General features: G+C 73.6%; 30 protein-coding genes and 2 pseudogenes. 14 read left to right on the top strand and 18 right to left on the bottom strand.

Annotated features, from left to right (window positions below; genetic code table 11):
* Window positions 1-22: 22 nt before the first annotated feature.
* Together FIV44_RS14690 and FIV44_RS14695 are read right to left on the bottom strand one after the other, a co-directional pair.
* Window positions 23-601 carry a TMEM165/GDT1 family protein gene (locus tag FIV44_RS14690; RefSeq protein WP_141005084.1) on the bottom strand — a complete coding sequence of 193 codons (579 nt, stop codon included), beginning with the start codon at window positions 599-601 and terminating at the stop codon, window positions 23-25.
* Between the two features lie 251 nt (window positions 602-852).
* On the bottom strand, window positions 853-1,251 hold the full coding sequence (locus FIV44_RS14695) for an ArsI/CadI family heavy metal resistance metalloenzyme (protein ID WP_141005085.1): 399 nt from the start codon (window positions 1,249-1,251) through the stop codon (window positions 853-855).
* An 80-nt stretch (window positions 1,252-1,331) separates the two neighbouring features.
* On the opposite strand from FIV44_RS14695, the gene FIV44_RS14700 reads away from it, so the two are divergent.
* The 3 genes from FIV44_RS14700 to FIV44_RS14710 are packed head-to-tail and all read left to right on the top strand — an operon-like array spanning window position 1,332 to window position 2,780.
* Window positions 1,332-1,691 carry an ArsR/SmtB family transcription factor gene (locus FIV44_RS14700; protein WP_141005086.1) on the top strand — a complete coding sequence of 120 codons (360 nt, stop codon included), beginning with the start codon at window positions 1,332-1,334 and terminating at the stop codon, window positions 1,689-1,691.
* Window positions 1,692-1,698: 7 nt separating this feature from the next.
* Window positions 1,699-2,388: an aquaporin gene (locus FIV44_RS14705; protein ID WP_141005087.1), complete on the top strand. Its 690-nt coding sequence runs from the start codon at window positions 1,699-1,701 to the stop codon at window positions 2,386-2,388.
* Window positions 2,385-2,780, top strand: a complete 396-nt coding sequence (locus FIV44_RS14710) for an arsenate reductase ArsC (RefSeq protein WP_141005088.1) — start codon at window positions 2,385-2,387, stop codon at window positions 2,778-2,780. Before FIV44_RS14705 ends, FIV44_RS14710 begins: the two co-directional genes overlap by 4 nt.
* A gap of 149 nt (window positions 2,781-2,929) precedes the next feature.
* On the opposite strand, the gene FIV44_RS14715 is transcribed toward FIV44_RS14710, so the two are convergent.
* A complete protein-coding gene (locus FIV44_RS14715) occupies window positions 2,930-3,943 on the bottom strand; it encodes an enoyl-CoA hydratase/isomerase family protein (RefSeq protein ID WP_141005089.1) in 1,014 nt (337 codons plus the stop codon).
* Window positions 3,944-4,037: 94 nt separating this feature from the next.
* On the opposite strand from FIV44_RS14715, the gene FIV44_RS14720 reads away from it, so the two are divergent.
* Complete coding sequence (locus FIV44_RS14720) at window positions 4,038-4,658, top strand: hypothetical protein (RefSeq protein ID WP_141005090.1); 621 nt, start codon at window positions 4,038-4,040, stop codon at window positions 4,656-4,658.
* Window positions 4,659-4,858: 200 nt separating this feature from the next.
* On the opposite strand, the gene FIV44_RS14725 is transcribed toward FIV44_RS14720, so the two are convergent.
* The 5 genes from FIV44_RS14725 to FIV44_RS14745 all read right to left on the bottom strand — a co-directional run bounded on the left by FIV44_RS14725 (window position 4,859) and on the right by FIV44_RS14745 (window position 7,549).
* Window positions 4,859-5,194 (bottom strand): YnfA family protein, encoded by a 336-nt coding sequence (locus tag FIV44_RS14725; RefSeq protein WP_141005091.1) that lies wholly within the window; start codon window positions 5,192-5,194, stop codon window positions 4,859-4,861.
* Window positions 5,195-5,304: 110 nt separating this feature from the next.
* Complete coding sequence (locus FIV44_RS14730) at window positions 5,305-5,580, bottom strand: hypothetical protein (RefSeq protein WP_141005092.1); 276 nt, start codon at window positions 5,578-5,580, stop codon at window positions 5,305-5,307.
* Between the two features lie 4 nt (window positions 5,581-5,584).
* Window positions 5,585-6,073 (bottom strand): MerR family transcriptional regulator, encoded by a 489-nt coding sequence (locus FIV44_RS14735; protein WP_141005093.1) that lies wholly within the window; start codon window positions 6,071-6,073, stop codon window positions 5,585-5,587.
* Window positions 6,070-6,405, bottom strand: coding sequence for a hypothetical protein (locus FIV44_RS14740; RefSeq protein WP_141005094.1), 336 nt, complete (start codon window positions 6,403-6,405; stop codon window positions 6,070-6,072). Before FIV44_RS14740 ends, FIV44_RS14735 begins: the two co-directional genes overlap by 4 nt.
* Window positions 6,406-6,655: 250 nt before the next feature.
* On the bottom strand, window positions 6,656-7,549 hold the full coding sequence (locus FIV44_RS14745) for an SDR family oxidoreductase (protein ID WP_141005095.1): 894 nt from the start codon (window positions 7,547-7,549) through the stop codon (window positions 6,656-6,658).
* A 78-nt stretch (window positions 7,550-7,627) separates the two neighbouring features.
* Between FIV44_RS14745 and FIV44_RS14750 the strand changes: the two genes are divergently transcribed.
* Entirely contained in the window at window positions 7,628-8,203 is a 576-nt protein-coding gene (locus tag FIV44_RS14750; RefSeq protein ID WP_141005096.1) for a TetR/AcrR family transcriptional regulator, read from the top strand.
* A gap of 10 nt (window positions 8,204-8,213) precedes the next feature.
* Here the strand turns inward: FIV44_RS14750 and FIV44_RS14755 are convergent, their stop codons facing one another.
* Together FIV44_RS14755 and FIV44_RS14760 are read right to left on the bottom strand one after the other, a co-directional pair.
* Complete coding sequence (locus FIV44_RS14755; protein ID WP_141005097.1) at window positions 8,214-8,888, bottom strand: hypothetical protein; 675 nt, start codon at window positions 8,886-8,888, stop codon at window positions 8,214-8,216.
* Entirely contained in the window at window positions 8,888-9,928 is a 1,041-nt protein-coding gene (locus FIV44_RS14760; RefSeq protein ID WP_141005098.1) for a hypothetical protein, read from the bottom strand. Before FIV44_RS14760 ends, FIV44_RS14755 begins: the two co-directional genes overlap by 1 nt.
* A 119-nt stretch (window positions 9,929-10,047) precedes the next feature.
* Here FIV44_RS14760 and FIV44_RS14765 point away from each other — a divergent pair, with 119 nt between their 5' ends.
* Together FIV44_RS14765 and FIV44_RS14770 are read left to right on the top strand one after the other, a co-directional pair.
* Window positions 10,048-10,389, top strand: a complete 342-nt coding sequence (locus FIV44_RS14765) for a YciI family protein (protein WP_141005099.1) — start codon at window positions 10,048-10,050, stop codon at window positions 10,387-10,389.
* A 2-nt stretch (window positions 10,390-10,391) separates the two neighbouring features.
* Complete coding sequence (locus FIV44_RS14770) at window positions 10,392-10,751, top strand: MmcQ/YjbR family DNA-binding protein (protein ID WP_141005100.1); 360 nt, start codon at window positions 10,392-10,394, stop codon at window positions 10,749-10,751.
* Here the strand turns inward: FIV44_RS14770 and FIV44_RS14775 are convergent.
* Window positions 10,726-12,054, bottom strand: a complete 1,329-nt coding sequence (locus FIV44_RS14775; RefSeq protein ID WP_141005101.1) for a flavin monoamine oxidase family protein — start codon at window positions 12,052-12,054, stop codon at window positions 10,726-10,728. The two genes, FIV44_RS14770 and FIV44_RS14775, sit on opposite strands and share 26 nt — an antisense overlap.
* 136 nt (window positions 12,055-12,190) lie before the next feature.
* Between FIV44_RS14775 and FIV44_RS31360 the strand changes: the two genes are divergently transcribed.
* Together FIV44_RS31360 and FIV44_RS31365 are read left to right on the top strand one after the other, a co-directional pair.
* Entirely contained in the window at window positions 12,191-12,499 is a 309-nt protein-coding gene (locus FIV44_RS31360; protein WP_219996456.1) for a TetR/AcrR family transcriptional regulator, read from the top strand.
* A complete protein-coding gene (locus FIV44_RS31365) occupies window positions 12,499-12,777 on the top strand; it encodes a hypothetical protein (protein ID WP_219996457.1) in 279 nt (92 codons plus the stop codon). The genes FIV44_RS31360 and FIV44_RS31365 overlap by 1 nt, the downstream gene beginning before the upstream one ends.
* Window positions 12,778-12,780: 3 nt before the next feature.
* Here FIV44_RS31365 and FIV44_RS14785 read toward each other — a convergent pair whose 3' ends face one another.
* From FIV44_RS14785 to FIV44_RS14795, 3 genes and pseudogenes are all read right to left on the bottom strand, one after another.
* Window positions 12,781-13,587 carry an SRPBCC family protein gene (locus FIV44_RS14785; RefSeq protein WP_141005102.1) on the bottom strand — a complete coding sequence of 269 codons (807 nt, stop codon included), beginning with the start codon at window positions 13,585-13,587 and terminating at the stop codon, window positions 12,781-12,783.
* Between the two features lie 397 nt (window positions 13,588-13,984).
* Window positions 13,985-14,161: pseudogene (locus tag FIV44_RS32215) on the bottom strand (winged helix-turn-helix domain-containing protein); the annotation flags it as partial.
* A gap of 51 nt (window positions 14,162-14,212) precedes the next feature.
* The gene (locus FIV44_RS14795; RefSeq protein ID WP_281285849.1) at window positions 14,213-14,824 is read right to left on the bottom strand and encodes a dienelactone hydrolase family protein; all 612 of its coding nucleotides are present in this window, start codon (window positions 14,822-14,824) and stop codon (window positions 14,213-14,215) included.
* A 59-nt stretch (window positions 14,825-14,883) separates the two neighbouring features.
* Here FIV44_RS14795 and FIV44_RS14800 point away from each other — a divergent pair, with 59 nt between their 5' ends.
* Entirely contained in the window at window positions 14,884-15,840 is a 957-nt protein-coding gene (locus FIV44_RS14800; RefSeq protein ID WP_141005104.1) for a helix-turn-helix transcriptional regulator, read from the top strand.
* A gap of 82 nt (window positions 15,841-15,922) precedes the next feature.
* Window positions 15,923-17,164, top strand: a complete 1,242-nt coding sequence (locus FIV44_RS14805) for an alpha/beta fold hydrolase (protein ID WP_219996458.1) — start codon at window positions 15,923-15,925, stop codon at window positions 17,162-17,164.
* 29 nt (window positions 17,165-17,193) lie between these two features.
* Here FIV44_RS14805 and FIV44_RS32220 read toward each other — a convergent pair whose 3' ends face one another.
* Complete coding sequence (locus FIV44_RS32220; protein WP_246086962.1) at window positions 17,194-18,036, bottom strand: MFS transporter; 843 nt, start codon at window positions 18,034-18,036, stop codon at window positions 17,194-17,196.
* A gap of 68 nt (window positions 18,037-18,104) precedes the next feature.
* A pseudogene (locus FIV44_RS34065) lies at window positions 18,105-18,626 on the bottom strand (MFS transporter); the annotation flags it as partial.
* A gap of 63 nt (window positions 18,627-18,689) precedes the next feature.
* On the opposite strand from FIV44_RS34065, the gene FIV44_RS14820 reads away from it, so the two are divergent.
* Window positions 18,690-19,406: a TetR/AcrR family transcriptional regulator gene (locus FIV44_RS14820; protein WP_141005105.1), complete on the top strand. Its 717-nt coding sequence runs from the start codon at window positions 18,690-18,692 to the stop codon at window positions 19,404-19,406.
* Between the two features lie 140 nt (window positions 19,407-19,546).
* Here the strand turns inward: FIV44_RS14820 and FIV44_RS14825 are convergent, their stop codons facing one another.
* On the bottom strand, window positions 19,547-20,506 hold the full coding sequence (locus FIV44_RS14825; RefSeq protein WP_246086964.1) for an oxidoreductase: 960 nt from the start codon (window positions 20,504-20,506) through the stop codon (window positions 19,547-19,549).
* A 96-nt stretch (window positions 20,507-20,602) separates the two neighbouring features.
* Between FIV44_RS14825 and FIV44_RS14830 the strand changes: the two genes are divergently transcribed.
* Window positions 20,603-21,247 (top strand): response regulator transcription factor, encoded by a 645-nt coding sequence (locus FIV44_RS14830; RefSeq protein WP_141005106.1) that lies wholly within the window; start codon window positions 20,603-20,605, stop codon window positions 21,245-21,247.
* A 76-nt stretch (window positions 21,248-21,323) separates the two neighbouring features.
* Window positions 21,324-21,887, top strand: coding sequence for a dihydrofolate reductase family protein (locus FIV44_RS14835; RefSeq protein ID WP_141005107.1), 564 nt, complete (start codon window positions 21,324-21,326; stop codon window positions 21,885-21,887).
* 36 nt (window positions 21,888-21,923) lie between these two features.
* Here FIV44_RS14835 and FIV44_RS14840 read toward each other — a convergent pair whose 3' ends face one another.
* The gene (locus FIV44_RS14840; protein ID WP_219996512.1) at window positions 21,924-24,485 is read right to left on the bottom strand and encodes a replicative DNA helicase; all 2,562 of its coding nucleotides are present in this window, start codon (window positions 24,483-24,485) and stop codon (window positions 21,924-21,926) included.
* Window positions 24,486-24,748: the final 263 nt, after the last annotated feature.

Below are 24,748 nucleotides of genomic sequence, written 5' to 3' on the forward strand. Positions count from 1 at the left end.
CGCATCCTCTCCGACGCCCACGTCAAAGCCAACCCGCCCCACCGGCGATGAGCAGCAGCCCGAACAGCGCGAAGAGCCCGGCGGCGCCGTACTTGATGACCTTCTCGGGCAGCTGGCGGCCGAGCACCGCGCCGACGCCGATGGCGAGCGCGTCGGCGGCGACCATGCCGACGGTCGAGCCGAGCCAGGTGCCGAACCAGCCCTCCTGCGTGGCGAGGGTGATCGTGGCGAGCATGGTCTTGTCGCCGAGCTCGGCGAGGAAGAAGAACAGGCCGACGACGAGGATCGCCCGGCCGGTCGCGCTGGTGGCCTTGCGCTCGTCCTCCTCGGTCAGCTCGTCGCCGCGCAGCGTCCACAGCGCGAAGCCGAGGAACGCGATGCCGGCGCAGACCTCGATCGTTCCCTGGTAGTCGCCGAACGCGTCCCCGATCGCGTACCCGATGCCGACCGAGGCGAGGTGGACGATCGCGGTCGCGGCGGTCAGGCCGATCAGGACGTCGCGGGCGCGGTAGCGGGTGGCGAAGGTCATCGCCATCAGCTGGCTCTTGTCGCCGAGCTCGGCCACGAAGATGACCGCGGTGCTCAACAAGAAGGCGTACATCGGGTTTCCTCTCCGGCGCCCGGCCGGAGGAACCCACCTGAGATGGACGTTGCCCTCGACCAGGCACGTCTGCTCATCACAGGTCGCGCAACTGGCCGAAAGTCTCGTCCGCCACCGTCTCCGGTGGCCTGCTGCGCCGGGCCCGAAGAACTTCTCGGTCCAGTGTGTCGACGCAGCCGTTGAGGACTACTCCCCTTCGTGATCCCGAGTCTAGAGGGGCGTGCCGCCCCCTGGCGAATCGGGCCGGCGGGTCAGCAGCACCCCGCCGGCGCGGGCGAGGCCGGGGCGTCGTCCAGCACCGTGTAGATCTCCCAGCGCTCGCCGTCGGGAGCACCCTGCACCCAGAACTTGTCCTGCCTCGCGTAGCAGCAGGTCGTGCCGCGCTCCTCGACCGCGGCGAGGCCGGCCGCGGCGAGCCGGGTCTGCTCGGCGTCGACGACGGCAGGCTCGGCGACCTCCACCCCGAGGTGGTTGATCGAGCCGCCTCGCCCGGGGCGCTCGACGAGCACCAGCTTGAGCGGCGGGTCGGTGACGGCGAAGTTGGCGTAGCCGGGCCGGACCTTGGCAGGAGCGGTGCCGAAGAGGGCGGCGTAGAAGGCGATCGAGGCGTCGAGATCGTCGACGTCCAGAGCCAGTTGCAGACGGGACACGGGGTCCTCCTTGGGATATTGATGGTGCTCGATGGGTTGCCAGACTGGACCCAGACATCGATATATGTCAATATCGACGCATGTCGAAGTCTCTGCTCGACCTCACGCCGGTGGAGGCGGTGGCCTGCTGCTCGCCGGTGACCCGCGAGCCGCTCTCGGCCGAGGCCGCCGACCGGATCGCGCCGCTGCTCAAGGCGCTGGCCGACCCGGTCCGGCTCCGGCTGCTGTCGCTCGTCGCCTCCCATGCGGACGGCGAGGCGTGCGTGTGCGACCTCAACGACGCGTTCGACCTGTCGCAGCCCACGATCAGCCACCACCTCAAGGTGCTGCACGAGGCCGGGCTGTTGGGCCGGGAGAAGCGCGGGGTGTGGGTCTACTACCGGGTGGAGGCCGCGGCGCTCGGCGACCTCGCCGGGCTGCTCGGCGGCGTCACGGGGTGATCACGCCGTGAGCGCTCTCGCCCGGCACGCCCTGGCCGAGCTGCTGGGTACGGCGTTCCTGGTCGCCGCCGTGGTCGGCTCGGGCATCGCCGCGACCCGGCTCTCCCCCGGCGAGCCCGGCCTGCAGCTGTTGGAGAGCAGTCTCGCCACCGGCGCGGTCCTGGTCGCGCTGATCATCGCGTTCCAGCCGGTCTCGGCGTCGTTCAACCCGGTGGTGACGCTCGTCGAGCGGGCGCTCGGCCGGATCGGCGGCACCGATGCCGCCGTGCTGGTCGCAGCGCAGGTCGCCGGCGGCGCGGCCGGCGCGGTGGTCGCCAACCTGATGTTCGGCCTCGACGCCGTGGCGCTGTCCGCCCGGACCCGCGACGGCGGCGGCGTCCTGCTCGGGGAGGCGGTGGCCACCTTCGGCCTGGTCCTCGTCGTCTTCGGCGCGCTGCGCTCGGCGCGCGCCGAGACCGTCGCGTACGCCGTCGGCGGCTACATCGTCGCGGCGTACTGGTTCACCAGCTCCACGAGCTTCGCCAACCCGGCCGTCACCCTCGCGCGGACCCTGTCCGACTCGTTCGCCGGCATCGCACCCGCCTCGGTCGCCGCCTTCGTCCTGGCCCAACTGGCCGGCGGCGCGGCCGCCGCGCTCGCCGTACGGCTGCTCCACCCCCTCCCCGTCCCGGCACCCACGCCCCAGGAGGCGCCATGAGCAGGCCCGCCGTCCTCTTCGTCTGCGTCCACAACGCCGGACGCTCCCAGATGGCCGCGGGCTACCTGCAGCATCTGGCCGGCGGCCGGATCGAGGTCCTCTCCGCCGGCTCGCAGCCCGCGGACCGGGTCAACCCCGTCGCCGTCGCCGCGATGGCCGAGGAGGGGATCGACATCGCGGCCGAGCAGCCGAAGGTGCTCACGAGCGCGGCCGTGCAGGAGGCCGACGTGGTCGTCACCATGGGCTGCGGCGACGAGTGCCCGTTCTTCCCGGGGAAGCGGTACGAGGACTGGGTCCTCGACGACCCGGCCGGCCAGGGCATCGACGCGGTCCGCCCCATCCGCGACGAGATCCGCCGCCGGGTCGAGACGCTGATCGCGTCACTCGTCTAGGGAATCGCTGATCAATGCTGCGCCGTCGAGCGGACGTCGGGCGGGATGAGATTCGGCCCCTACATCTTGTGGGTGTACCGGGCGTCCATCGAAAGATGTAGGGGCCGAAGATCGCCCGATCCGGCGTTCGGGCGGCGGTGCATGATTGATCAGCGCTTCCCTAGCGTGCTCCACCGCGGCGCGTGGTCCTTGTCGACCAGCACGGCGCGGACCCCCTCGGCGAAGTCCGCGGCGGCGATCACCTCGCGGGCGGTGTCCAGCTCGGCGCGCAGGCACTCCTCGAGCGAGCGACCACGGCCCTCCACGAGCAGCCGGTCCGTCACCGCCAGGCTGGACGGCGACGCCGCGTCGAGCGCGCTCCCGGTCTCTCGCGCCCAGGCGGCGACGGCCTCCCGCGGGCCGCGCGCGAGCCGGTCCAGGCGGGCGCGGATGCCGGCGAGGTCGGGCGCGCCGAACACCCAGTCCAGCTCGGGCCGCACGGCCGCGAGCGCGCCGGCCTCCCCCGGCTCGGTGGGCGCGAGCTCGCGGAGGAGCTGCTCCAGCGGGCCGTCGTACCCGGCGATCAGGTCGGGCAGCCGCGCGAGGTCGGCGGCCGAGCAGGCGTGGGTCGCGAGACCGAGGGCGAGCGCGTCGGCGGCGCCGATCCGGGCGCCGGTGAGGCCGAGGTACCGGCCGGTGGCGCCCGGGAGCCGGGGCAGGAAGTGCGAGCCGCCGACATCGGGGAAGAACCCGATCCTGGTCTCGGGCATGGCGAAGGAGGCCTCCGGCGACACGACGACGAAGGTCCCGTGCACGCTGAGGCCCATCCCGCCGCCCAGACAGATCCCGCCGACGAGCGCCACCACCGGCACCGGGTAGCCGCCGAGCAGCGCGTTGACGGCGTACTCCGTCTCGAAGAACCGCAGGCTCTCGTCGTGGCGGCCGGCCAGCGAGTTCTCGCGGACCCGGCGGATGTCGCCGCCGGCCGAGAACGCCCGCTCCGACGCGCTCTCGACGAGCACCGCCCGCAGGTCCGCGGTCCGCCACTCCTCGAGCGCGGCGCGGATCCGCTCGACCATGCCGAGGGTGATCGCGTTCAGCGCCCGCGGGCGGTCGAGCACGATCCGGCCCACGGCGCCGAGGCGCTCGATCCGTACGTCGTCGCCGCTCGCCACCTGCTGCACGAGCGGCAGTCTTCCAGTGCTCGGCTCAGTCCTCCGGCAGGTCCGCGGCGCCACCCTTCCATGTGGCGGATCCGCCCGTGCGAGGCTGGACCCCGTGAACGGGGACCAGCTGGCGGACTGGCTCGAGGACCTCGGCCTGGCCGACCACCTGGCGGCGGCCGGGCTGCCCGGCTTCGAGCGCGACCTGGGCGGCGTGGCCCGCTGGCGCGATCCCGGGACGGGCGCGCCGCTCACCGGCGACCAGCTCGCCGACCTGGACCGCGTGCTCCACCAGGACGGCGACGACCCGGCGCACGCCGTACCCCTCGCGCTGGTGCAGCTGCGCCGGCAGGCCCAGGTCCGCGCGGCGCTGCTCGCCTCGCCCACCCACACCTACGCGACGCTGGCGCAGGTGCGCGGGGTGTCGGAGAACGCCGCCCGGTTCGCCGTCCACAAGGCGGCCGAGCGGGGCGCGCTGCTCGTCGTACCCCATGACGGGGGCGTGCTGGTCCCCGCCTTCCAGCTGACCGGCGACGGCGAGGTGCGCCCCGAGCTCACGGCCGTGCTGGAGCCGCTGCTCGCCTCCCGGATGGACCCGTGGCAGGTGTGGACCTGGCTCACCCAGCCCGCCGGGCTGCTCGGCGGACAGGTGCCCCACGAGGCGGTCCGGGACGACGACGAGGCGCCGATCGTGCGCCACGCCGCGGTCCGGCTGGCCGAGCGCGCACCGCGCTGAGGCGGTACGCCGACGGGGAGGGCGGGCCGGTGAGCTCAGTACGTGTTGAAGAAGTCCTGATCGTCGCGAGCGTCGCATCCGTCGAGTGGCTCGCAAGGCGCAGATGCGACGGCGGTCTGGTTGCACCATCGAGCATCTGCAACGCCGCGAGGCGCCGACGGGGCGGCGCGCAGCAGGTCAGGACCTTCTTAAACACGTACTCAGGCGTCCCGCGGCGCGTACATGATCACCGCGACGCCGACCAGGCACACCAGCGCGCCGGCGACGTCGTACCGATCCGGCTTGAAGCCGTCGAGCGCCATCCCCCACAGCAGCGAGCCGGCGACGAACACGCCGCCGTACGCCGCCAGGATCCGGCCGAAGTGGGCGTCCGGCTGGAGGGTGGCCACGAAGCCGTAGAGACCGAGCGCGATCACGCCGGCGCCGATCCACAGCCAGCCGCGGTGCTCCCGGACGCCCTGCCAGACCAGCCAGGCGCCGCCGATCTCGGCGACGGCCGCCAGCGCGAAGAGGGTGATCGAGCGCAGCACGTCCATGCGCTGATCCTCCCAAACCGGAGTCGGTCATGGTCGGCAGCGCGGCGAGAGGCGCTCTCCGGCAGCTTGCTGCCTTTCGCAGCGCCCAAGACGCGCTCGACCAAATCGAGTCAGAAGTAGCGGGGGCGCTCGGCCGTGTCGGCGGTGTCGCCGGGCCGGATCCCGTCCTGCCACTCGGTGATCGTGGAGCGGGCGTCGAGGTCGACATTGGGGTTGGCCCGGATGAACTCGTGGACCACCCGCTCGGGATCGACCCGCTCGCGGTTGACGATCAGCCGGCCGTAGGCGACCAGCTCCCGCACCGTGAACGTGCGGAACGAGTCGCGGTCCTGCACCTGCGTCGCCGATCCGTTGCGCGTCCCGCCGTACCCCTGAGCCCGAGTCATGGCCTCACGGTAGCCGGAGTCGTCCGGTTCGCGGAACGCCCCCTGCAGTGGCCGCGGCGGTCGCCGTCGACTCGCACCGGGCGATCTGGACGAACGGGATCGGGCAGCAGTCCGACTCCGCGCAGCGGACCAGGTCGTCGCACCCGGCATCGCGAGCGGCGATCAGGCTGGCGCGGATCACCTCCAGGTCCGCGATCTTGCGCTCCACCTCGGCGAGCTTCGCCTCGGTGCGGGCCTGCAGTCCCGCCTGGACCCGGCCGTGGCGGTGGCGGCCCGCCTCCAGCAGCTCGGCGACCTCGTCGAGCGTGAAGCCCAGCCCCTGCGCGGCCTTGACGACCCGCAGCGTGGTGACCGCCGCCTCGGAGTAGAGCCGGTGCCCGCCCGGGCTGCGGTCCGGCTCGGCGAGGATCCCGCGCCGCTCGTAGTAGCGCAGCGTCTCGACGTTGACGCCGACGGCGTCGGCGACCTGCCCGGCCCGCAGTACGGCGCTCACGACCCGCTCCCCGCCAGCGCCTCGGCCCGCTCCGTCAGCGCCGCGAGCACGTCCGCATGGCCCTCGGACGTCGCTACCTCGACCGCGACCGTCCCGTCGGCGATCGCGAGGCCGAAGGAGAAGAACGAGCAGCAGCCCGTCTCGCGCACGGCCAGCCCGGCGGCCCGCTCCGCCGCCTCGGGCGAGGGGCGGAGGTCGAGCCGGGTGCGGGTCGGCGAGGTGCGGACGACCGAGCGGACGTCGTACCGGAAGAGGTCGTCGAACTCCCGCCGGCGCAGGGGCTGCTCGACGGTCGGCAGGGTGCAGGCTTCGGGGACCCAGTCGGATGTCATGCACCGACGGTAGACCCGTACCTGGGTACGGGATGCAAGCTAGTAGCGCGTCGCGGCTAAAACGCGGGCTGGGAGTCGCCCAGGCACGCACCTCGCCGCGTTGGCGAAGCTCGGAAGACGCCAGCGGAGCCCCGGGTTGTCGGGAAGTCGCTCCGCTCCTGCCCGACAACCCGGTATGCCGTCGCTACGCCGCCTTGCGATGCACGCACCTGGACACCTCCCAACACCACGTTTTAGCCGCGACACACTACTAGCGGTCGTAGGCGCCGGCGGCGATGTCGTCGAGCAGGCCGGGGCCGGCCGGCGCCCAGCCCAGCCGCTCGCGGGTGAGCCGGCTCGACGTGGGCGCGTCGAGGCCGAAGAACATCGCGATCCAGCCGAAGTGCTCGGCCGCGTCGTCCGGCGCGGTCGACGCGGTGGGCAGGTCGAGCCGGCGGCCGAGGGCCGCGGCGATGTCGCGGGTGGCGATGCCCTCCTCGCCGACGGCGTGGACGACCGAGCCGGGCCCGGCGCCCTCCAGAGCGAGGCGTACGACGCGGGCGGCGTCGTCGCGGTGCACGGCCGGCCAGCGGTTCGTGCCGTCGCCGATGTACCCCGCGACGCCCCGCTCGCGCGCGATGCCGGCGAGCGTGGCGACGAAGCCGTGGTCGCCGTGGCCATGCACGCTGGGCGCGAAGCGGACCGCGACCGCGCGGACCCCGCGGTCGGCGTACGACAGGGCGAGCTGCTCGCTGCCGCCGCGCGGCGCCTCGGGTCCGATGTGCCGGGTGGCGTCCTCCTCGGTCGCGACCTTGCCGGCGGCGAGGCCGGCGACCCCGGAGGCGATCAGCAGCGGGCGGCCGGAGCCGGCCAGCGCGGCGCCGAGTGTCTCGACGGCGGCGCGCTCGGTGCGACCGGCGCCCGCGTAGTCGGCGAAGTCGTGCTTGAAGGCGAGGTGGACGACGCCGTCGGCGTCGCTCACCCCCGCCCGGAGGCTGTCCGGGTCGTCGATGCCGCCCGGCAGCGGCTCGACCCCGGCGGCGGTGAGGGCGGCCGCGGACTCCGCGGAGCGGGCCAGGCCGACGATCCGGTGGCCGGCCGCGTGCAGCTCGGGGACGACGGCCGACCCGATCCAGCCCGAGGCCCCGGTCATGAAGATGCGCATGATGTCTCCTCTGATGTCAGTTCCTGACATCAGAGTACGTCGTGATGTCAGAAGCTGTCATCACCTAGGATGGCGGCCATGGGCCGCTGGGAGCCGGATGCCGCGGGCCGCCTGCTGCGGGCGGCACTCGAGCTGTTCGCCGAGCACGGCTACGAGCCGACCACCGTCGCCGACATCGCCCGGCGTGCGGGGGTCACCGAGCGCACCTTCTTCCGCTACTACGCCGACAAGCGCGAGGTGCTGTTCGCCGGCGGCGCACTGCTCGAGGAGCACGTGGTCGCGGCGATCGCCGCGGCGCCCGCCGACGCGGCGCCGTACGACACCGTCGTCGGCGCGATGACCGCCGCGGGCGACGCCCTCGAGGAGCGGCGCGACTTCGCCCGCCAGCGGGCCGCCGTGATCGCGTCGCACCCCGGCCTGCAGGAGCGCGAGCTGCTCAAGCTCGCCTCCCTCGGCGCCGCAGCCACGGCGGCGCTGGCCGCCCGCGGCGTGCCCGACGACGTCGCCGGCGTCGTCGCCGAGGCCGGCGTGGCCGTGTTCCGGGTGGCCTTCGAGCACTGGGTCTCGGGCGCCGGTACGCCGCCGCTCGCCGACTGCGTGCGCGCGGCCGCCGACCGTCTCCGCGCAGCCGCCCAGGACGCGACCCCGGCCTGACCGCGCGTCCTCAGTCGTCGGGCCGCTCGCCCAGCTTCGGCAGGCTGTCGTCCCACGGCGGGGCGTCGGCGAGGCCGACCGCGACCCACAGCGGCTCGACCTCCGGGATCGGCTCCGCCGGCTCGAGCGTGTAGCCGCCGGGATAGCCCCACACCTTCACGAGGGCCGACGACGAGGAGTCCGGGGGCAGCGCGACCCGGCCGATCCGGGCCGCGGGGACGTGGCTGCCGTCGACCCATGTCGAGGCCCGGACCACCAGCGGCTCGGTGACGGTCCAGCTCGCGACGTCGTCCGGGTCCGCGTCCTCGCCGAGCCGGACGACGACCGTGCCGCCGCCGGTCAGGCCGCGCAGCTCGTACGACACGTCGAGCAGGTACTCCACCGGGCCGTAGCGTGCCTCGCTCGTCGCGCTGACCAGCGACACCCACGGGTCGGCGATCGGCTCGGCGTCGGGGAGCGCGGCGCGGATGTCCTGCTCCTTGGCCGACGCGACGTGGTAGCGGAACGCCTCCGGGTCGGTCATCTCCTCGACGGTGGCGAGGTCGCGGGCGGCGATCGCGTCGACGTAGGCCTGGGCGGCGGCGATCGCCCCCGCCTCCGCGTCCGTGGCGCCGTCGTCGGAGACCGAGCAGCCACCGACGACCAGGGCGGCCATCGCCGCGGCGGCGGCCACGAGCCGGCGCATCAGCCGCCGTCCTCGAGGTCGAGCTCCCAGATCGCGGGACGCCACGCCTGGTTGTCCAGCAGGTACCGGCCGGTCCCGCCGAACCGGATCTCCAGCACACCCTGCGGTCCGCGCAGCCGGGCCCGCCCGCCGGAGACGGTGATCCGCTGGCCGTCGACCTCGACGACCGGCTTGCGGACCAGGCCGAGCCACCAGTCGTCGTCACCCCAGACGTCGACCCCCCGCGCCTCGGCGAGGTCGCGCAGCGGGCAGCGGTAGAACGCGTCGTCGCTGTCGCGGGCGCCGTCGCGGTTGCCGCAGGCACGGATCCGGGCCAGCACCAGGCGGCGGATCCGGTCCCGGGTCCGGTCGGTCGGGTTCACCGCGAGCTCCGGCGGCGCCACCGCCTTCCCCGCGGTCACCACGACGCTCCCCTCCTCGGAGGCGTAGTACGGGTCCAGGCGGCGCTGCACGCGGTAGGCCGCCGGGTAGAGCGGCTGGACGTCCTCGTCGCCACCGCCGACGACGAGCGGTCGTCGTACCTGACGGACGGTGCTGACGTAGACGTCGGACGCGACGTCGGCGAACCCCGGCTGCTCCCAGGCGACCGCGCCCACGAGCGGGCCGACCACGCGCCAGTCGCCGAGGTCGGTGCCGCGGGTGCCCTCGCGTCGGGCCAGGACGATCGGCCAGCGGTGCTCCTGCCCGGCGAGCCGGTACCGCACCTCGACGGCGACCGCCTCGGTGAAGTCCGACTGGGAGGGAGCGCCCGACCGCGGCGCCTGTTGCGGCGTGCCGACGGACACGACCTCGATCCGCTCCTCGGCGCCGGCGAGCAGCGCACCCGCGGTCCGCAGGGCGCCGGGGCTCTCGGTGGCCTCCATCGCCCACAGCTCCCGCAGGTCGTCGCCGGCGCCGGACGCCACCAGCTCGGCGTACCTCCGGGCGACGTCCTGCGCCGCGCTCGCGGCCGCCCGCTTCGGCAGCACGACCCAGGCGGTGATGCCGACGGCCACCGCCACCGCCACGGTGGCGACGACGAGGAGCGGGCGCCGGGTCACGCCGGCACCGTGCCCACTCGCCCCCTGCCGCAACCCTGGCGCCGCCCGCCACGGGACAGCGATGATTCCTGCCGCCGGCCGGGGTCCACCTGGGAGAGGACCATCGCGAGGAGGCGAACATGCCCACGTTCATCACGATCGGCTACGGCGACCCGGACGACTACGACCGCACCGACCCGGCCGTGCGCGACGCCGCGCATGCGAACGACGCCGCGCTCCTGGCCCGCGGCGCGCGGATGGGCGTGGCCGGCACGCCCGTCCAGGTCCGCAACCACGACGGCGCCGGGACCGGGACCACGGAGGGGCCGTTCCTGCGCTCCGACCTGCCCGTGGCCGGGTTCGCGGTGGTCGAGGCGGCGAGCCTCGACGAGGCTGTCGCCCTGGTCGCCGGGTCGCCCTGCGCCGTCGCCCACGGCGTGATCGAGGTCTGGCCGCTCGACGAGACCCCGACCGCCGGCTGAGCATGGCGACCGTCGACGACGTCCGGTCCCTCGGCTCGGAGCTGGAGCGCTCGTACGAGGTCCACGTGCGCAACCGGCTGAAGTTCCGCGTCGGCCAGATCGTGTACGTCGCGTTCTCGCTCGACGAGACCGTGATGGGCTTCGCGTTCCCCAAGGAGGAGCGCGCGGCGCTCGTCGGCGGCGAGCCGGCGAAATTCCACCTGCCGGCGGAGTCCGAGCTGCGCTTCAACTGGGTCCACGCCGACCTCGCCGCGCTGGAGCCGGCCGAGGCCCGTGAGCTCGTCGTCGACGCCTGGCGCATGGTCGTCCCCCAGAAGCTGTCCCGCGCCTACGACCTCACCCACCCGGAGGGTCCGGGCTGATCCGGTCCCCCAGCGCCGCGGCGACCTCCCGGGCCGCGCGCTCGCCGGCGTCGATCGCCCCCTCGAGGTACCCGGGGTGGTCCTCCGCCGTCTCCGAGCCCGCCCAGTGCACGGTGCCCGCGGGCAGGTGCGACACGGGCGGGATGCCCGCGGTGGTGCCGGGCGCGGGCAGCGCGACGTACCCACCGCCGGCGTGCTCGTCGCGGTGCCACGCCTTCTCCTGCCAGTCCGCCGGCTCGAGGACCGCCGGCCCGAGGTGGGCGACGAGCGGGCCGAGCAGGGTGCGCCGGCGCTCGGCCGGGTCCAGGTCGTCGAGGGCGCGGGCCTCCGGGCCGCCCACGAGGGTGCACAGGTGGCCGGGCCCGCCCGGCGGCGTGGTGTCGAAGACCGCGCGGCCGGGGTCGTCGAGCACGAGCAGCTCGCCGCTCCCCCGCTCCCGCCAGAACGGCCGGTCGTAGACCGCGATCGCCTTGTAGACCGACCCCATGGAGGTGTCGCGCTCCAGCGCGGCCCGCTCCGGCGGCAGCGGCGGGTGGTGCTCGATCCGGCCGGCGACCGGCGGCGGCACGGTGACGATCGCCCGCGCGCCGCGGAGCTCCCGCGAGGCGGTGTGCACAGTGACGCCGTCGTCGTCGCGGGCGATCGCGATGACCCGCTGCCCGGTCAGCACCCGGGAGCCCAGCTCGGCGGCGAGTCGCTCGACGAGCGTGCCCGCGCCCTCGACGAGGAGCGAGTCCTGCGCGCCGTTCGTGGTCGACAGGATCGTGCGCAGGCCGCCCTGGCGTCGTACCAGCTCGGACATCGCATGCACCGAGAAGCGGTCCAGGTCGGCGGTCCAGGAGATCAGCGCGATGACCTCGAGCAGCCGGCGCGCCGTACGACCGGGGACCCGGCGCAGCCACGCGTCGACCGTCGCGTCGTTCCAGCGGCCGGTCGCGCCGGTGCGGGTCAGCACCTCCAGGCCCGCGAGGGCGAGGGCGGCCGGGAGCACCGACGGCGACACCGCCCGGACCTCGCGGCCGCCGGAGACGAGGCGCGGCAGGCCCTTGCTGTGCATCGGGTACGTGTCGAGGCCCAGCTCCTCCGCCAGCGCGGTGATCCGGTGGTGGTCGCTGCCGATCCACTGCCCGCCGAGGTCGACGCGGGATCCCAGCGCGGTGGTCACCGCCATCGCCCGGCCGCCGACCCGCTCGGCGGACTCGAGGACGACGACGTCGGCGCCCCGCCGCTGCAGCTCCCGGGCCGCGACCAGGCCGGAGAGGCCCGCGCCGACGACGAGGACGGTCGGCTGTGTCTGATCCATGGTGCATCGCCCCTCGGCCGAAGATTGATCTACCAGATGGTAGTGCAATCTCAGAGTTTCCTCTACCACTCGGTAGAGCCTCGTAGGATGGGGCGCGCAGACGCGATCGAAGGAGTGCCGGAGTGAGCGACGAGGGGTGGACGGTCGCGCCCTGCGCTATCGGCACCGGCGGGCCGAGATCCTCGCGGCGGTCCTCGACTACCTGCTGGAGAACGGGGTCCACGGCCTGTCCTTCCGCAAGCTGGGCACCGCCGTGGGCGTCTCCCACGTGACCATGCGCCACCACTTCGGCACCAAGGACGAGCTGCTGCTCGAGGTCATGGAGCTGATCCGGACCCGCGAGCCGGTGCCCCTCGACCTGCCCCCGACGACGCGCCCACGGACGTCGTCCGCAAGCTGTGGGCCTGGTGGACGCAGCCGGAGAACCTCCGCTACTACCGGCTGATGTACGAGGCCTACGGCCTGGCGCTGCAGAGCCCGGCGGCGTACCAGGGGTTCCTGCAGAGCACCGTCCCCCACTGGATCGAGGACACCCGCCGGCTCGCGCTCGACGCCGGCTGCCCGCCCGAGCGGGTGGACGCCTTCGCCACGCTCCTGGTCGCCCAGTTGCGCGGCCTCCTCCTCGACCTGCTCACGACCGGCGACGACGAGCGGGTCGAGGACGCGCTCGACCTCCTCGTCGAGGGGCTCGCGGCCGAGCACCGGGCCTGGGCCGGCCGCTGACCCTCAGTCGCGGGCCTGATCCGCGTCGGCGGCCAGCGCCTGCAGCCAGGCGCGCCAGGCCGGCTCCTCACGCCGCACGTGGTCCGCCGCGTCGGCGGAGAACAGGTAGGCCCGCACGCCCGCCATCGCCTTGTCCTCGCCCTCGGGGTACGTGAAGACGCTGAGCATCCCGGGCACCGGATCGGTGAGCCGGACCAGCGCCTGCCGCTCGCCGAGCCGCTCGACCGTGCCGGTGGCGCCGCGCACCTCGACCGTCGTGCCCTCCGCGCCCAGCCCCAGCGCGTCGTACAGGATCGACCAGAGCGCCTCCGCGGTGACCGCGTGGGAGGCGGTGGCCTCGAGCTGCGTGGCCTCCTGGCCGGGGAAGTGGGTCAGGTAGAGGCGCAGGTTGTCGAAGAACGGCATCCAGTTGGGCCCCAGCTCGTCCCAGAACTCCGCCTCCCAGTCGGCGCCGATGCCGAAGCCGCTGCTGGTGACGCGGACGACGCAGGTGCCGCCGGACCGGGCCTCCACGAGGAACTCCGACCGCAGCGGGCTGAGCGCGTCCGGGTCCACGCCCATGAGGGCGGCCCAGTCCTCCTCGTAGACGAGGCGGCGCGGCGGGTCCCAGCCGGTGACCCGGCCGTCCGAGCCCATCGTGGGGCCCATGGTGAAGTGCAGCGCGCCGCCCTCGCGCTCCTCCAGCTCGGTCGGCAGGAACCAGGCGCTCATCCCCTGGGCGGTGGCGACGGCCTGCCACACCTGCTCCGGGGTGCCCGGGACCTCGACGCTGAACTCCAGGCGGTACGGGACGTTCGGGGTCGTGCTCATCAGCTCTCCTCGGGAGGGGGTGGGCGGCGACGACCAGCCGGTGGGGGCGACCGTCGTCGTGGTGGTAGCGGGCGGCCAGGTCGAGCACCGCCGCGGTCAGGTCGTCCGCGAAGGCGGCCCGGTCGGCGGCCGAGCGGAAGCCGATCTGGGTGTCGATGGTCAGTGTCGGCAGCCGCTTGCCGGACGCGCCGGCCCGCCGCGCCAGGGCGCCCACCTCCCGCACCAGCCGGCCGGCCAGCGCGACGAGGTAGCCCGCGGACAGGTGGTCGGCGCTGGCGCCCGGATCGGCAGCGGACGCGCTGACGGCGGCCGGCGACACGACGTACGACGCCGCGGACGCCTGCAGCACCCGCTCGGTGATGCCGCCGTGCCGCCGCTCCTCGGACAGCTCCACCAGGCCGTGCGCCTCGAGCGCCTTGAGGTGGTAGTTGACCTTCTGGCGCGCGATGCCGACCCGGGCGGCGAGCCCGGCGGCGGAGGCCGGGACGGCCAGCTCGCCGAGCAGCCGGGCCCGGACCGGATCCAGCGCGGCTGCGGCTGCCTCCACGCTCTCGATGACCTCGACGTCCCGCATGCCGGTCACGGTGCCATTGACAAGAATATTTGTCAATGGCACCGTGCGTGCTCAGCCGAGCCGGTCGAGGAAGGCCGTGGAGCGCTCCAGCACGAGCGCGGCGCCGTCGGCGTCGTACGCGGGGAGCGAGCTGTCGGTGAACAGGTGACCGCTCCCGGGGTAGACGAAGAGCTCGGCCAGCCCGGGGCCGGCGAGGTCGACCAGCTCGCGGGCCGCGGGCAGGTCCTCGGCGAAGAACTCGTCGCCCTCGGCTCCGTGCACCTGCACCGGCACGCCGTCGGGCCACGGCCCGAGGGCCCACTCCCCGGTCACCGGGATGCAGGACTCGTAGAGCAGCGCGCCCCGCGCTCCCGGCCGGGTCTGGGCGAGGCGCTGGGCGAGCGCCTCGCCCGCCGAGAAGCCGGCGTACACCAGGGCCTCGGGGAGGTCGGCGACGGCGCGGTCCGCCCGTCGGTCCCACTCGTCGCCGAGCTCGCGGATCAGCGCGAGGCCCGCGTCGATGCTGTCGGGGACCACGCCGTCGAGCAGGTCGGGGGTGTGCACGACGTGGCCCGCGGCGCGCAGGCTCCCGGCGAACTCCCGGACCCCGTCGGTGAGTCCGCGGGCGTGGTGGAAGAGGACGAGCTCGGCCATCGGTTCACTCCTGTCGTTCGAACGGATCACGGCAGCTCCGCACGCTAGCGACGGTTCAGGACGGATCCGTTCCGCATTAGCGTGGTGGCGTGGCCGTCGTCAGTCCCGCCTCGCGGGCGCTCCGGGTGCTGGAGCTGCTCCAGGAGCACCCCGGCATCACCGCCGCACGCCTCGCCGCCGAGCTCGGCGTCACCCCGCGCGCGGCCCGGCGGTACGTCGCGATGCTGCGCGACGCCGACATCGAGGTGCAGTCGGTGCGGGGCCCGTACGGCGGCTACCGGCTGGGCCGCGGGATCCGGCTGCCGCCCCTCGTCTTCAGCGCCACCGAGGCGCTCGGCCTGGTGATGGCCGTGCTCGACGGCAGCCGTCCCGGGGACGAGGAGGACCCGGTCGGAGCCGCGTTGGCCAAGCTGGTCCGGGCGCTGCCCGAGCACGTCGGCGCTCCCGCGGCGACCGTGCTGCGGCACGCCTCCGCGGCCCCGTCCCGCGCCCCGCGACCCGATCCCGCGCGCACCATCGCGCTCGCCACCGCCGTCGCGGACCGGCAGCGCGTGCGGATCGGCTACCGCAGCCGGGCCGACGCCGCGTGGGAGGAGGAGGTGGAGCCGTGGGCCGTCGTCGTACGCCACGGCCTGTGGTACCTCCTGTGCCACTCCCTCCGCGCCGACGCGGTGCGCACCTACCGGATCGACCGGGTCGTCTCCGTGACGACGTGCGACGCCGCCTTCGAGCCGCCACCCGGGCTCGATCCGGTGCCGCTGCTGGAGGAGCACCTCGGCTCGGGACGGGAGTTCGAGACCAGGGTCGTCTTCGCCGCGCCGTACGCCGAGGTGGCCCCGCGCATCGCGCCGCCGATGGGCCGCCTCGAGTCCCTGGACGAGGATCACTGCCTGCTTCTCGGCACGACGAGCAACCCCGCGATGGTCGCCGGCGAGTGGCTCTCGGCGCTGCCCTTCTCCTTCCGGGTCGAGGGCGGGCCCGAGCTCCGGGCCGCCGTCGGCGCGCTCGCCGACCGGATGGCGGCGGCGGTGCGGACGGCCCGATGAGTTCTCGCCCGCCCGGCCGTCCACCCGTGGAGCAGCCCTGAATCACGTACGACGACAGCGCCACGGCGCCCGGAGGTCCACGATGTATCCCACGACGGTCGAGGCGAACGGCGTCACGCTCGGGATCGAGCAGCTCGGCGACCCGGCGGCGCCACTGGTGCTGTGCGTGGGCGGCCCGACCATGCTCTCCTGGCCCGACCGGCTCTGCGCGGCCCTCGCGCGGGGCGCGCACCGCGTCGTCCGGTACGACCTGCGCGACGCGGGCGCGTCGCTCACCCTCGATCCCGACGCGCCGTCGTACACGCTGCGGGACCTGGCCGCCGACGCGGCGGCGCTCGCCCGCGAGCTCGACGACCGTCCCGCACACCTGGCGGGCATCGGCGTCGGCGGCATGGTCGCCCAGGTCGCCGCGCTCGACCACCCGGACGCGTTCTGCGCGCTCACCCTCGCCGGGACGCGGCCCGTCGCCCCGGGTCCGGTCGACGACGACCTGCCCGACCATGACGCGGCCACGATGGAGCGGCTGTTCGGGCGCCCGATGCCGGACTGGTCCGACCGCGAGGCCGTGACGGACTTCGCCGCCGACGGCGCGGCGATCCTCGGCGACGATCCCGCCGCCGCCCGCGCAGCCGCCGCCCGCATCTGGGACCGTACGCCGGGCACCGCCCCCGCGGTGCAGCTGGCCAACCAGCTGGGCATGGTGTTCTCCCGTCTCGACTGCGGTCCGCGCTGGCGCGAGCGGCTGCCCGGGCTCGCCATGCCGACGCTGGTCGTGCACGGTCGCCGCGACCCGTTCTTCCCCGTCGGCAACGGCGAGGCGCTCGCGCGCGAGATCCCCGGCGCGCGCCTACTCGTCCTCGAAGGGGCCTCGACGAGGATCCCCGACGCGGCCGCCGAGGAGGTCGCGACGGCGATGCAGGCCCTAGACCGACCCCCTCCAGAGCCGGACGACGGCAGCCGCACCGGCCAGGCAGGGCAGGATCCCGATCCAGCCGAACAGCGGCGCGAGGCCGACCTCGCCGGAGGTGTCCCTGACCAGCGCGACCGTGAGCGCGGCGGCGATGCCGAGGATCAGCATCACGGTCGCCGTCGGCCTGGCCCAGCGCTGCCTGTGGACGGCCCAGATGGAGAGGCCCCAGCCGACGGCGCCGAGCGCACCGAGGACGGCCAGGATGACCAGCCACGCCGTCACCGCGGTGTCGACCCGCGCGTCGGAGTACTCCGGGTAGCCGGCCCGGACGTGATCGCCCAGCACCGGCCGGGCCAGGAAGGGCGCGACGGCCGCGGCGACGGTCAGCGCGAGGCCGGCGTACATCAGGGCTAGGGGACCTCGCCGGTCGACGGTGCTCTCGTTCATCGGCTCTCCTTCGCGGTCAGGACTCCGTCCTCGACGACGTCACCGCCGGCCGCGGACGTCTCGGGCAGGACCAGGTGGGCGATCGCGGCCGCCGCGACCAGCACCAGCGCGCTGAGCAGCAGTCCCCATCCGTAGCCGTCGGCCAGCGAGCCCGGGTCCGCGCGGCCGCCGGTGCGGTGGGCGGCCGCGGCGCCGAGGGCGGCCAGGCCGAGGGCGGCGCCGATCTGGCGGGAGCTGTTGAGCAGCCCGGAGACGACACCGGACTCCGCCGGCGCGACCTCCGCCGTGGCCGTGCGTACGACGGTGGCCAGGCTGATGCCGAAGCCGACGCTGGCGACGAGCGAGGGGACGAGGACGTCGGCGAGGAAGGTCCCCTCGGCGTCGACCCGGGCGAACCAGCCGAAGCCGATCGCCGTGAGCAGCGCTCCGGTGACGAGCAGTGCCCGCGGTCCGACGCGGTAGCCGAGCCGGATCGCGAGCATCGACCCGAGCACGACGCCGAGGGCGAACGGCAGGAACTCGAGGCCGGTGCGCGCCGGGCCATGCCCCAGCACGACCTGCAGGTAGAGCGACATGAAGTAGAACGCCGACGCCATCGCCGCGCCGACGAGCAGGTTGAACGCGTTCGATCCGGCGATCGAGCGGGACCGGAGGAGGCCGAGGCGGAGCAGCGGCTCCGCGGCGGTGCGGGCCTCGACGTACCCGAACCCGGCGAGCAGGGCGAGGCCCGCGAGGATCGTCGCCCAGGTCGTCGCCGTGGCCCAGCCGATCTGGTCGGACCGCACGATGCCGAGCACCAGCAGGCCGACGCCGGCGGTGGCCAGTACGCCGCCCAGCACGTCGGGTCGCCCGTGTCGGACCGGGGTGGGGAGGCCGCGACGCCGCGGGCCACCAGCGCCAGGGTCACCAGGACCATCGGCACGTTGACGAACATGACCCAGCGCCAGTCGGCGTACTCGGTGAGCAGGCCGCCGACCAGCACGCCGAGCGCGCCGCCGGCGGCGTTCATCGCACCCCAGATGCCGAACGCGCGGACGCGTTGCCGCCCGCTCGGGAAGGCCTCGGTCAGCACCGAGAGCGCCGCGGGTGCCAGCGCCGCGGCGCCGATGCCCTGGACCGCCCGCGCCGCCACGAGGTGAGCCGGCTGCTCGGCGAAGCCGCCGGCGAGGGAGGCCAGGCCGAAGAGGACCAGGCCCGCGACGAGCACGGGCCGGCGGCCGAGGCGGTCGGCGGCCTTGCCGCCGAGGAGGAGCAAGCCCCCGAACGTCAGCGCGTAGGCGTGGATCACCCAGGTGAGGCCGACCGTGCTGAACCCGAGCTCCGCGTCGATCTGCGGCAGCGCCACGTTGACGACCGAGAGGTCGAGCGACACCAGGAACTGGGCCGCGCACACGGCCGCGAGGGTTCGGACGGGAGAGTTTTCGTACATGTAAATAAAGTAGCTGACGCGACCACGCCTGTCGAGCGCGCGGCGTACTGGGAGGATGGGGCGGTGCCCGCAGCGAAGCCGACGCCGACACGGGGCCGGACCGGCCGGCCGCCCCGAACCTCCCGCGCCGAGGTGCTCGCGGCGGCCCGGCTGATCATCGAGCGGGACGGCTGGGAGAAGCTGACCGTACGCCGCATCGCCGGCGAGATCGGCGTGAGCGCGATGACGATCTACCACCACGTCGACGACCGCGGCGACCTGCTGGTCCAGCTGGTCAACGACCACCTCACCCAGCTCCCCCGCCCCGACCTTCCCGACGACCCGCGGGACCGGATCGTCGCCGCCGGCATCGCCGGCCACGACGCCCTCGCCGCGCACCCCTGGATCGCCGAGGTCGTCACCACCGACGGCTTCCTCAGCCGACTCGACGACGCGGCCATCTGGCTCGTCGAGGCCGTCGTCAGCGGGGCCGCCCAGGCGGGCTGCACCCCCGAGCAGTCGATCCTCGTCTTCCGCAACATCTGGTACTACACGGTCGGCGAGATCCTGGTCCGCGCCAACACCCGCGCCCGGCGCGCCGACACCGACGCCGCGGCCCCCGCCGTCATCTTCGCCCGCCCCGACCCGTCGATCAGCAAGCACGACCCGGCCCGGCTGCCCGGCCTGGCCGCCGTGAGCGAGCAGTGGGTGGAGGTCTCCGCACGCGACACCTTCGCCGACGGGCTCGAGGCCCTCGTCGACGGGCTCCTCGCCCAGGCGGCGCGCCGGCGCCAGCGCTGACTCACGGCGCGGCGGCGTACCGCGATCGTCAGTGGCGGTCGGTCACGGGCGACCCGTCATGGGCGACCCGTCATGGGCGGGCCGTCATGGGCGGGCCGTCATGGGCGGGCCGTCATGGGCGGGCCGTCATGGGCGGGCCGTCATGGGCGGGCCGTCATGGGCGGGCCGTCATGGGCGCCGATCGCGTCCAGCCGGGCGAGCGCATCGGGGCCGAGCTCGATCCCGGCGGCCGCGACGTTCTGCTCGAGATGGTCGAGGCTGCCGGTGCCGGGGATGGCGAGGACGTGCGGTCCGCGGTGGAGCGTCCAGGCGAGGCGTACCTGGGCGGGGGTGGCGCCGACCTGGTCGGCGATCTCGGCGATCACGCTCTCCCCGGTCCGGTCGACCTCGGCGCCGGGGACCGCGCCCGGCACGCCCGCACCCATCGCGAAGAAGGGGACGAAGGCAACGCCGTGGCGGGCGCACAGGTCGAGGATGGTGTCGTCGGCCCGCTCGGTGAGTCCGTACCGGTTCTGGACGCAGACGATCGGGGTGAGCGCGAGCGCCTCGGTGAGCTGCTCGGCGGTGACATTGGAGACGCCGAGGTGCCGGATCAGCCCCACATCGCGGAGCTCCGCGAGGGCACCCAGGTGGTCGGCGATGGACCCCTCGTCCTTGCCGAGCCCCGCGCCCCAGCGCAGGTTGACGACGTCGAGCTGGTCGCGGCCGAGCTGGCGGAGGTTCTCCTCGACCTGCGTGCGGAGCTGGCCCGGCCGTGCGTACTCCTCGAACCCGCCGGCCCGGGAGCGGCTCGGGCCGACCTTGGTGACGATGACCAGGTCGTCGGCGTACGGCTGCAGCGCGGTGCTGATCAGCTCGTTGGACGATCGGGTCGGCAGGAAGTAGAACGCGGCGGTGTCGATGTGGTCGACGCCGAGCTCGACCGCGCGGCGGAGGACCGCGATCGCCGTCTCGCGGTCGCGGGGAGCGGGGTCCCACGGCATGCCGGTCAGGCGCATCGCGCCGAAGCCGAGGCGGTTGACCGTGCGGTCGCCGAGCTGCCAGGTGCCGGCAGCACCGGCGGCGGTCGTGGTCGGGTCTGGGGTCATCTCAGTGGTCATGCATCCAGCCTGCGGCGGCGTACGCCGGACGACGAGCCGATGGCAGCTTGCTGCCGACCCGTGTCCCCGGTGGGGCGGCGCGGGCAGAATCGAGTCATGAGTGCTGCTCCGGCCGTCGTCGTGGTCAGGAACGAGGAGGAACTGATCGCGCGGGCCGGCCATCTGCTGGCGACCGCCTCGGACGTCGTCTTCGCCGCCGCCGACCTGCGGAGCTGGAGCGCGCTGCGGGGCACGACCGTGGGCGTCCAGCCGCCGGCGGAGGTTCGGCTGCGGAAGCTCTACCGGCCCCACGTCGTCCTCGACCCGGCCGCGGCGCGTCAGCTGCACGAGGCGTGCGAGCGCCACGGCGCCCAGGTCCGGATCACGCCCGACGAGCTCAGCGAGACCGTCATCCTCGACGGCCGGATGGCGATCATCGCCGGCGACGTCCGGCGGGGGCAGCGCAGCTACAGCGTGCTCACCCAGCCCGACGTCGTACAGGGGGTGCTCGCGCTCTTCGAGGTCGCCTGGCGGACCGCCACCGACCTGGCGGTGTACGACGCGCAGATCGCCGAGGCCCGCCGAGTCGCGCCGCAGCTCCTCGACCTGCTCGGGCAGGGGATCAAGGACGAGACCGCCGCCCGGATGCTCGGCCTCGGCGTGCGCACCTACCGCCGCCGGGTGGCGGAGCTGATGGAGGCACTCGGCGCCGAGTCGCGCTTCCAGGCCGGCGTACGGGCGCGGGAGCTCGGGCTGGTCTGAACGCCCCGACCGATGAATCCTCTGCGCCGCGCGGGTCTGCACCTGCCGAGGACCGAGCTCACGGGAGGCTGACGCCGTGCGGAGACTGACCTTCGGGATGAACATGAGCCTGGACGGCTACATCGCCGCGCCCGGCGACGACCTCGGCTGGAGCGCGCCGGGCGACGAGCTGTTCCAATGGTGGTCCGACCGGGTCGGAGCGACGGGCCTGGCGCTGTACGGGCGCCGGCTGTGGGAGACGATGAGCTCCCACTGGCCCACCGCCGACCAGCAGCCCGGCGCCACCCCCGCGCACATCGAGTACGCCCGCCGCTGGCGGGGCATGCCGAAGGTCGTCTTCTCCTCGACGATCGGCGCCGTCGACGGGAACGCCCGCCTGGTCACCGGCGACGCGGTCACCGAGATCACCCGCCTCAAGGCCGAGGACGGCGGCCCCATGGACATCGCCGGCGCCACTCTCGCCGCCGCGGCCATGCGGGCCGGCCTGATCGACGAGTACGCGATCGTCACCCACCCGGTCCTGGTCGGCGGCGGCACGCCGTTCTTCACGGCCCTGGACAGCTGGGTGAGCCTCGACCTGGTCGAGACCCGGGCCTTTCCCGACGGCGTACTGCTGACGAGGTACGAGACCAGGCGCTGAGCGCCTCCCCCGTCGGATCGGCGCCGTGCGTGCCGCTCAGTGCGCCATGTCGACGAACCGGCTGTAGTGACCCTGGAAGGCGACGACGATGTCGCGGGTCGCGCCGTTGCGGTGCTTGGCGACGATCAGGTCGGCCTCGCCGGGGCGGGTCGACTCCTTCTCGTAGACGTCGTCACGGTGCAAAAGAATAACCATGTCAGCATCTTGTTCGATGCTGTTATGGAGTGCTATTCCATTTGCCACAAAATTATGGACGCCCAATACGGTGGCGTCGAATACGGGCATTTCGCCCACTAATTCAACGGAACGAATCTCGTCCCAGTAAATATCGTTGGTCGCCATCAGCGCCAGGTCGCTGTCCCCGAGGATCGACGCGATCCGGAAGAGCTTCTGCCGCCCCGGCGCGGTTCTCGTCATGGTCGCGGCCGAGCCGAACTCACGCATCAGTTCCCTCACTGCGACGGGATCCGCCGACATCGTCTGCCGAACGTCGTCCCACACACGGGCTGGAATGCGGTCGGCGCCTGGCTGCGGCCTGACGGTCCGCAGGAACTCCGCCAGCACCAGGCCAGCATCCTCACGCGACCCGGAAGCGCCGATATCATCCAAGAAGCGCAGTTGATTCTCGGCTCCGCTCACATGAACCTGATAGCAGATCCTGTATTCGCCCTTCCGATATCCACGCACCTGCGCGAACACGTTGAATCGGGCAAGGAGCCGGGCCACGTCGTCGGCAAGTCGCCGACTGGTCGATCCGTAGTAGATCGCACCACGTCTGTCCGCCTCCGACAGGTGGATGCAGCCATCAGTCGCCCAGATGCTCCGCAGGAACAGCGCGACCTGCTCCTTGGGGAGGGAGAAGACCCAGTCGGGAACGAACTTCTCGTGGCTACGCAGGCCGAAAAGGCCCATCTCGTCGAGCCACTCGGCGATCGGATTCCGTTTCCCGTGCGTCAGTCGATAGGGCGCCGGCAACCGGAGGGTCGTCACGCGCGCAGCGGGGTACTCGTCGCGAATCGCCTCGATGCCGAACAGCTGCCGCGCTGCCCAGGCGACGGTCTGCAGGTTGTGCTCGTCGACCGACGCGTACCGGATCGGCTGGCGCTTCACGAAGGACCCGTCGCCGATCATGTGCCCGAGCAGCACGATCTCGTTGGGATCCCGCGGCGCGATCTCCAGCGGTGGCGGCACGTGCCGGATCGCACCGACCCGGCTGCCGACCTCGAGCTCGGCCAGAGGCATCCAGCCGTCGTACGTCAGGAACGGGTGGTTGCCCGTCGCCTTGACCCGGCGCCCGGAGGCGAGCGTCACCTCGTAGACCGGCTTCGTGCCGCTCGGGAAGGCGTGGGTCAGCGTGCGGGGGACGAGCTTGAGGCGGTCGTCCAGGGCCCAGACCGGGATGTCGCGGACGTCGCCGTCCATCAGCTCGCCCAGGGTGATCTCGGCATTGGTGTCGGCGCGCATGAGGCGGGTGTCCGCGGTCAAGCAGCCCGACTCGCGCAGGTCGCTCATGGCCGGGCGCTTGTCGGCGCGCTGCTCGGGCCCGCGGTTGAGCTGGGAGAGGGCGATGATCGGGATCTCGAGCTCCTTGGCGAGGAGCTTCATCTGGCGGGAGAACTCCGAGACCTCGAGCTGGCGGGACTCGACCTTCTTGCCCGACGACATCAGCTGGAGGTAGTCGATGACCATCAGCTTGAGGTCGTGCTTCTGCTTGAGCCGGCGCGCCTTGGCGCGGATCTCGGTCATCGTCATGTTGGGGGAGTCGTCGACGAACATCGGCGCCGCCGAGACCTTCGCGACGTGGCGGGCCAGGCGGTCCCACTCCTCGGTGCCCATCTTGCCGTTGCGGATGTGGTTGAGCGGGATCCGGGCCTCGGCCGAGAGGAGGCGCATGACGATCTCGGCGCGGGTCATCTCCAGGCTGAAGAAGGCGCTGGTCAGGTTGTGTCCCACGGAGGCGGCGCGGCAGAAATCGAGAGCCAGCGTTGATTTGCCCATGGCGGGCCGGGCGGCGACGACGATCATCTGGCCGGCGTGCAGGCCGTTGGTCAGCTCGTCGAGGTCGGCGAAACCGGTGGGGACGCCGTAGATGCCGGCCTCGCGGTTCTCGATCGCCTCGATCTCGTCGAGGACGCCGTCCATGATGTCGCTCAGGGGGGCGTAGTCCTCGGACTTGTTGCGGTCAGTGACCTTGTAGATCTCGGACTGGGCCTCGTTGACGATGCCCTCGACCTCGCCCTCGCCGGCGTAGCTGATCTGGACGATCTTGGTGCCGGCGTTGACCAGGCGCCGCAGGATCGCCTTCTCGTAGACGATCTCGGCGTAGAAGCCGGCGTTGGCGGCGATCGGGACGTTGGCGGCGAGGGTGTGGAGGTACGGCGCGCCGCCGATCTTCTGCAGCTGGCCACGCCGTTGCAGCTCGCCGGCGACGGTGACCATGTCGGCCGGCTCGCCGCGGCTGTAGAGGTCGAGGATCGCCTCGTGGATCTCCTCGTGGGCCGGACGGTAGTAGTCGGCGCCGCGGAGCACCTCGACGACGTCGGCGATGGCGTCCTTGGAGATCATCATCGCGCCGAGCACGGACTGCTCGGCGGCCATGTCCTGGGGCGGGGTGCGGCCGCCGCTGGGCGCCTCGCCGGGGGCGTACGGCGCCGGGCCGTCGCCCCACTGGCCGGACGGCTCGGCGGTCCAGGCGGGCGGGTCGTCCGTGAGGCTCACGGTCCTCCCACCTCCTGGTCTCGTCTGCTCGGGCCGTACGGTGACCAGCGTGCCGACCGGGTCCGACACAATCGGCGGGCACGTCAGCTGTGAAGGGCACCGGTGCGGCAACCTACGGGCCGGGGGCGGCCCACCGAAAGCCC

The sequence above is a fragment of the Nocardioides humi genome (assembly GCF_006494775.1).
Classification (GTDB): domain Bacteria; phylum Actinomycetota; class Actinomycetes; order Propionibacteriales; family Nocardioidaceae; genus Nocardioides; species Nocardioides humi.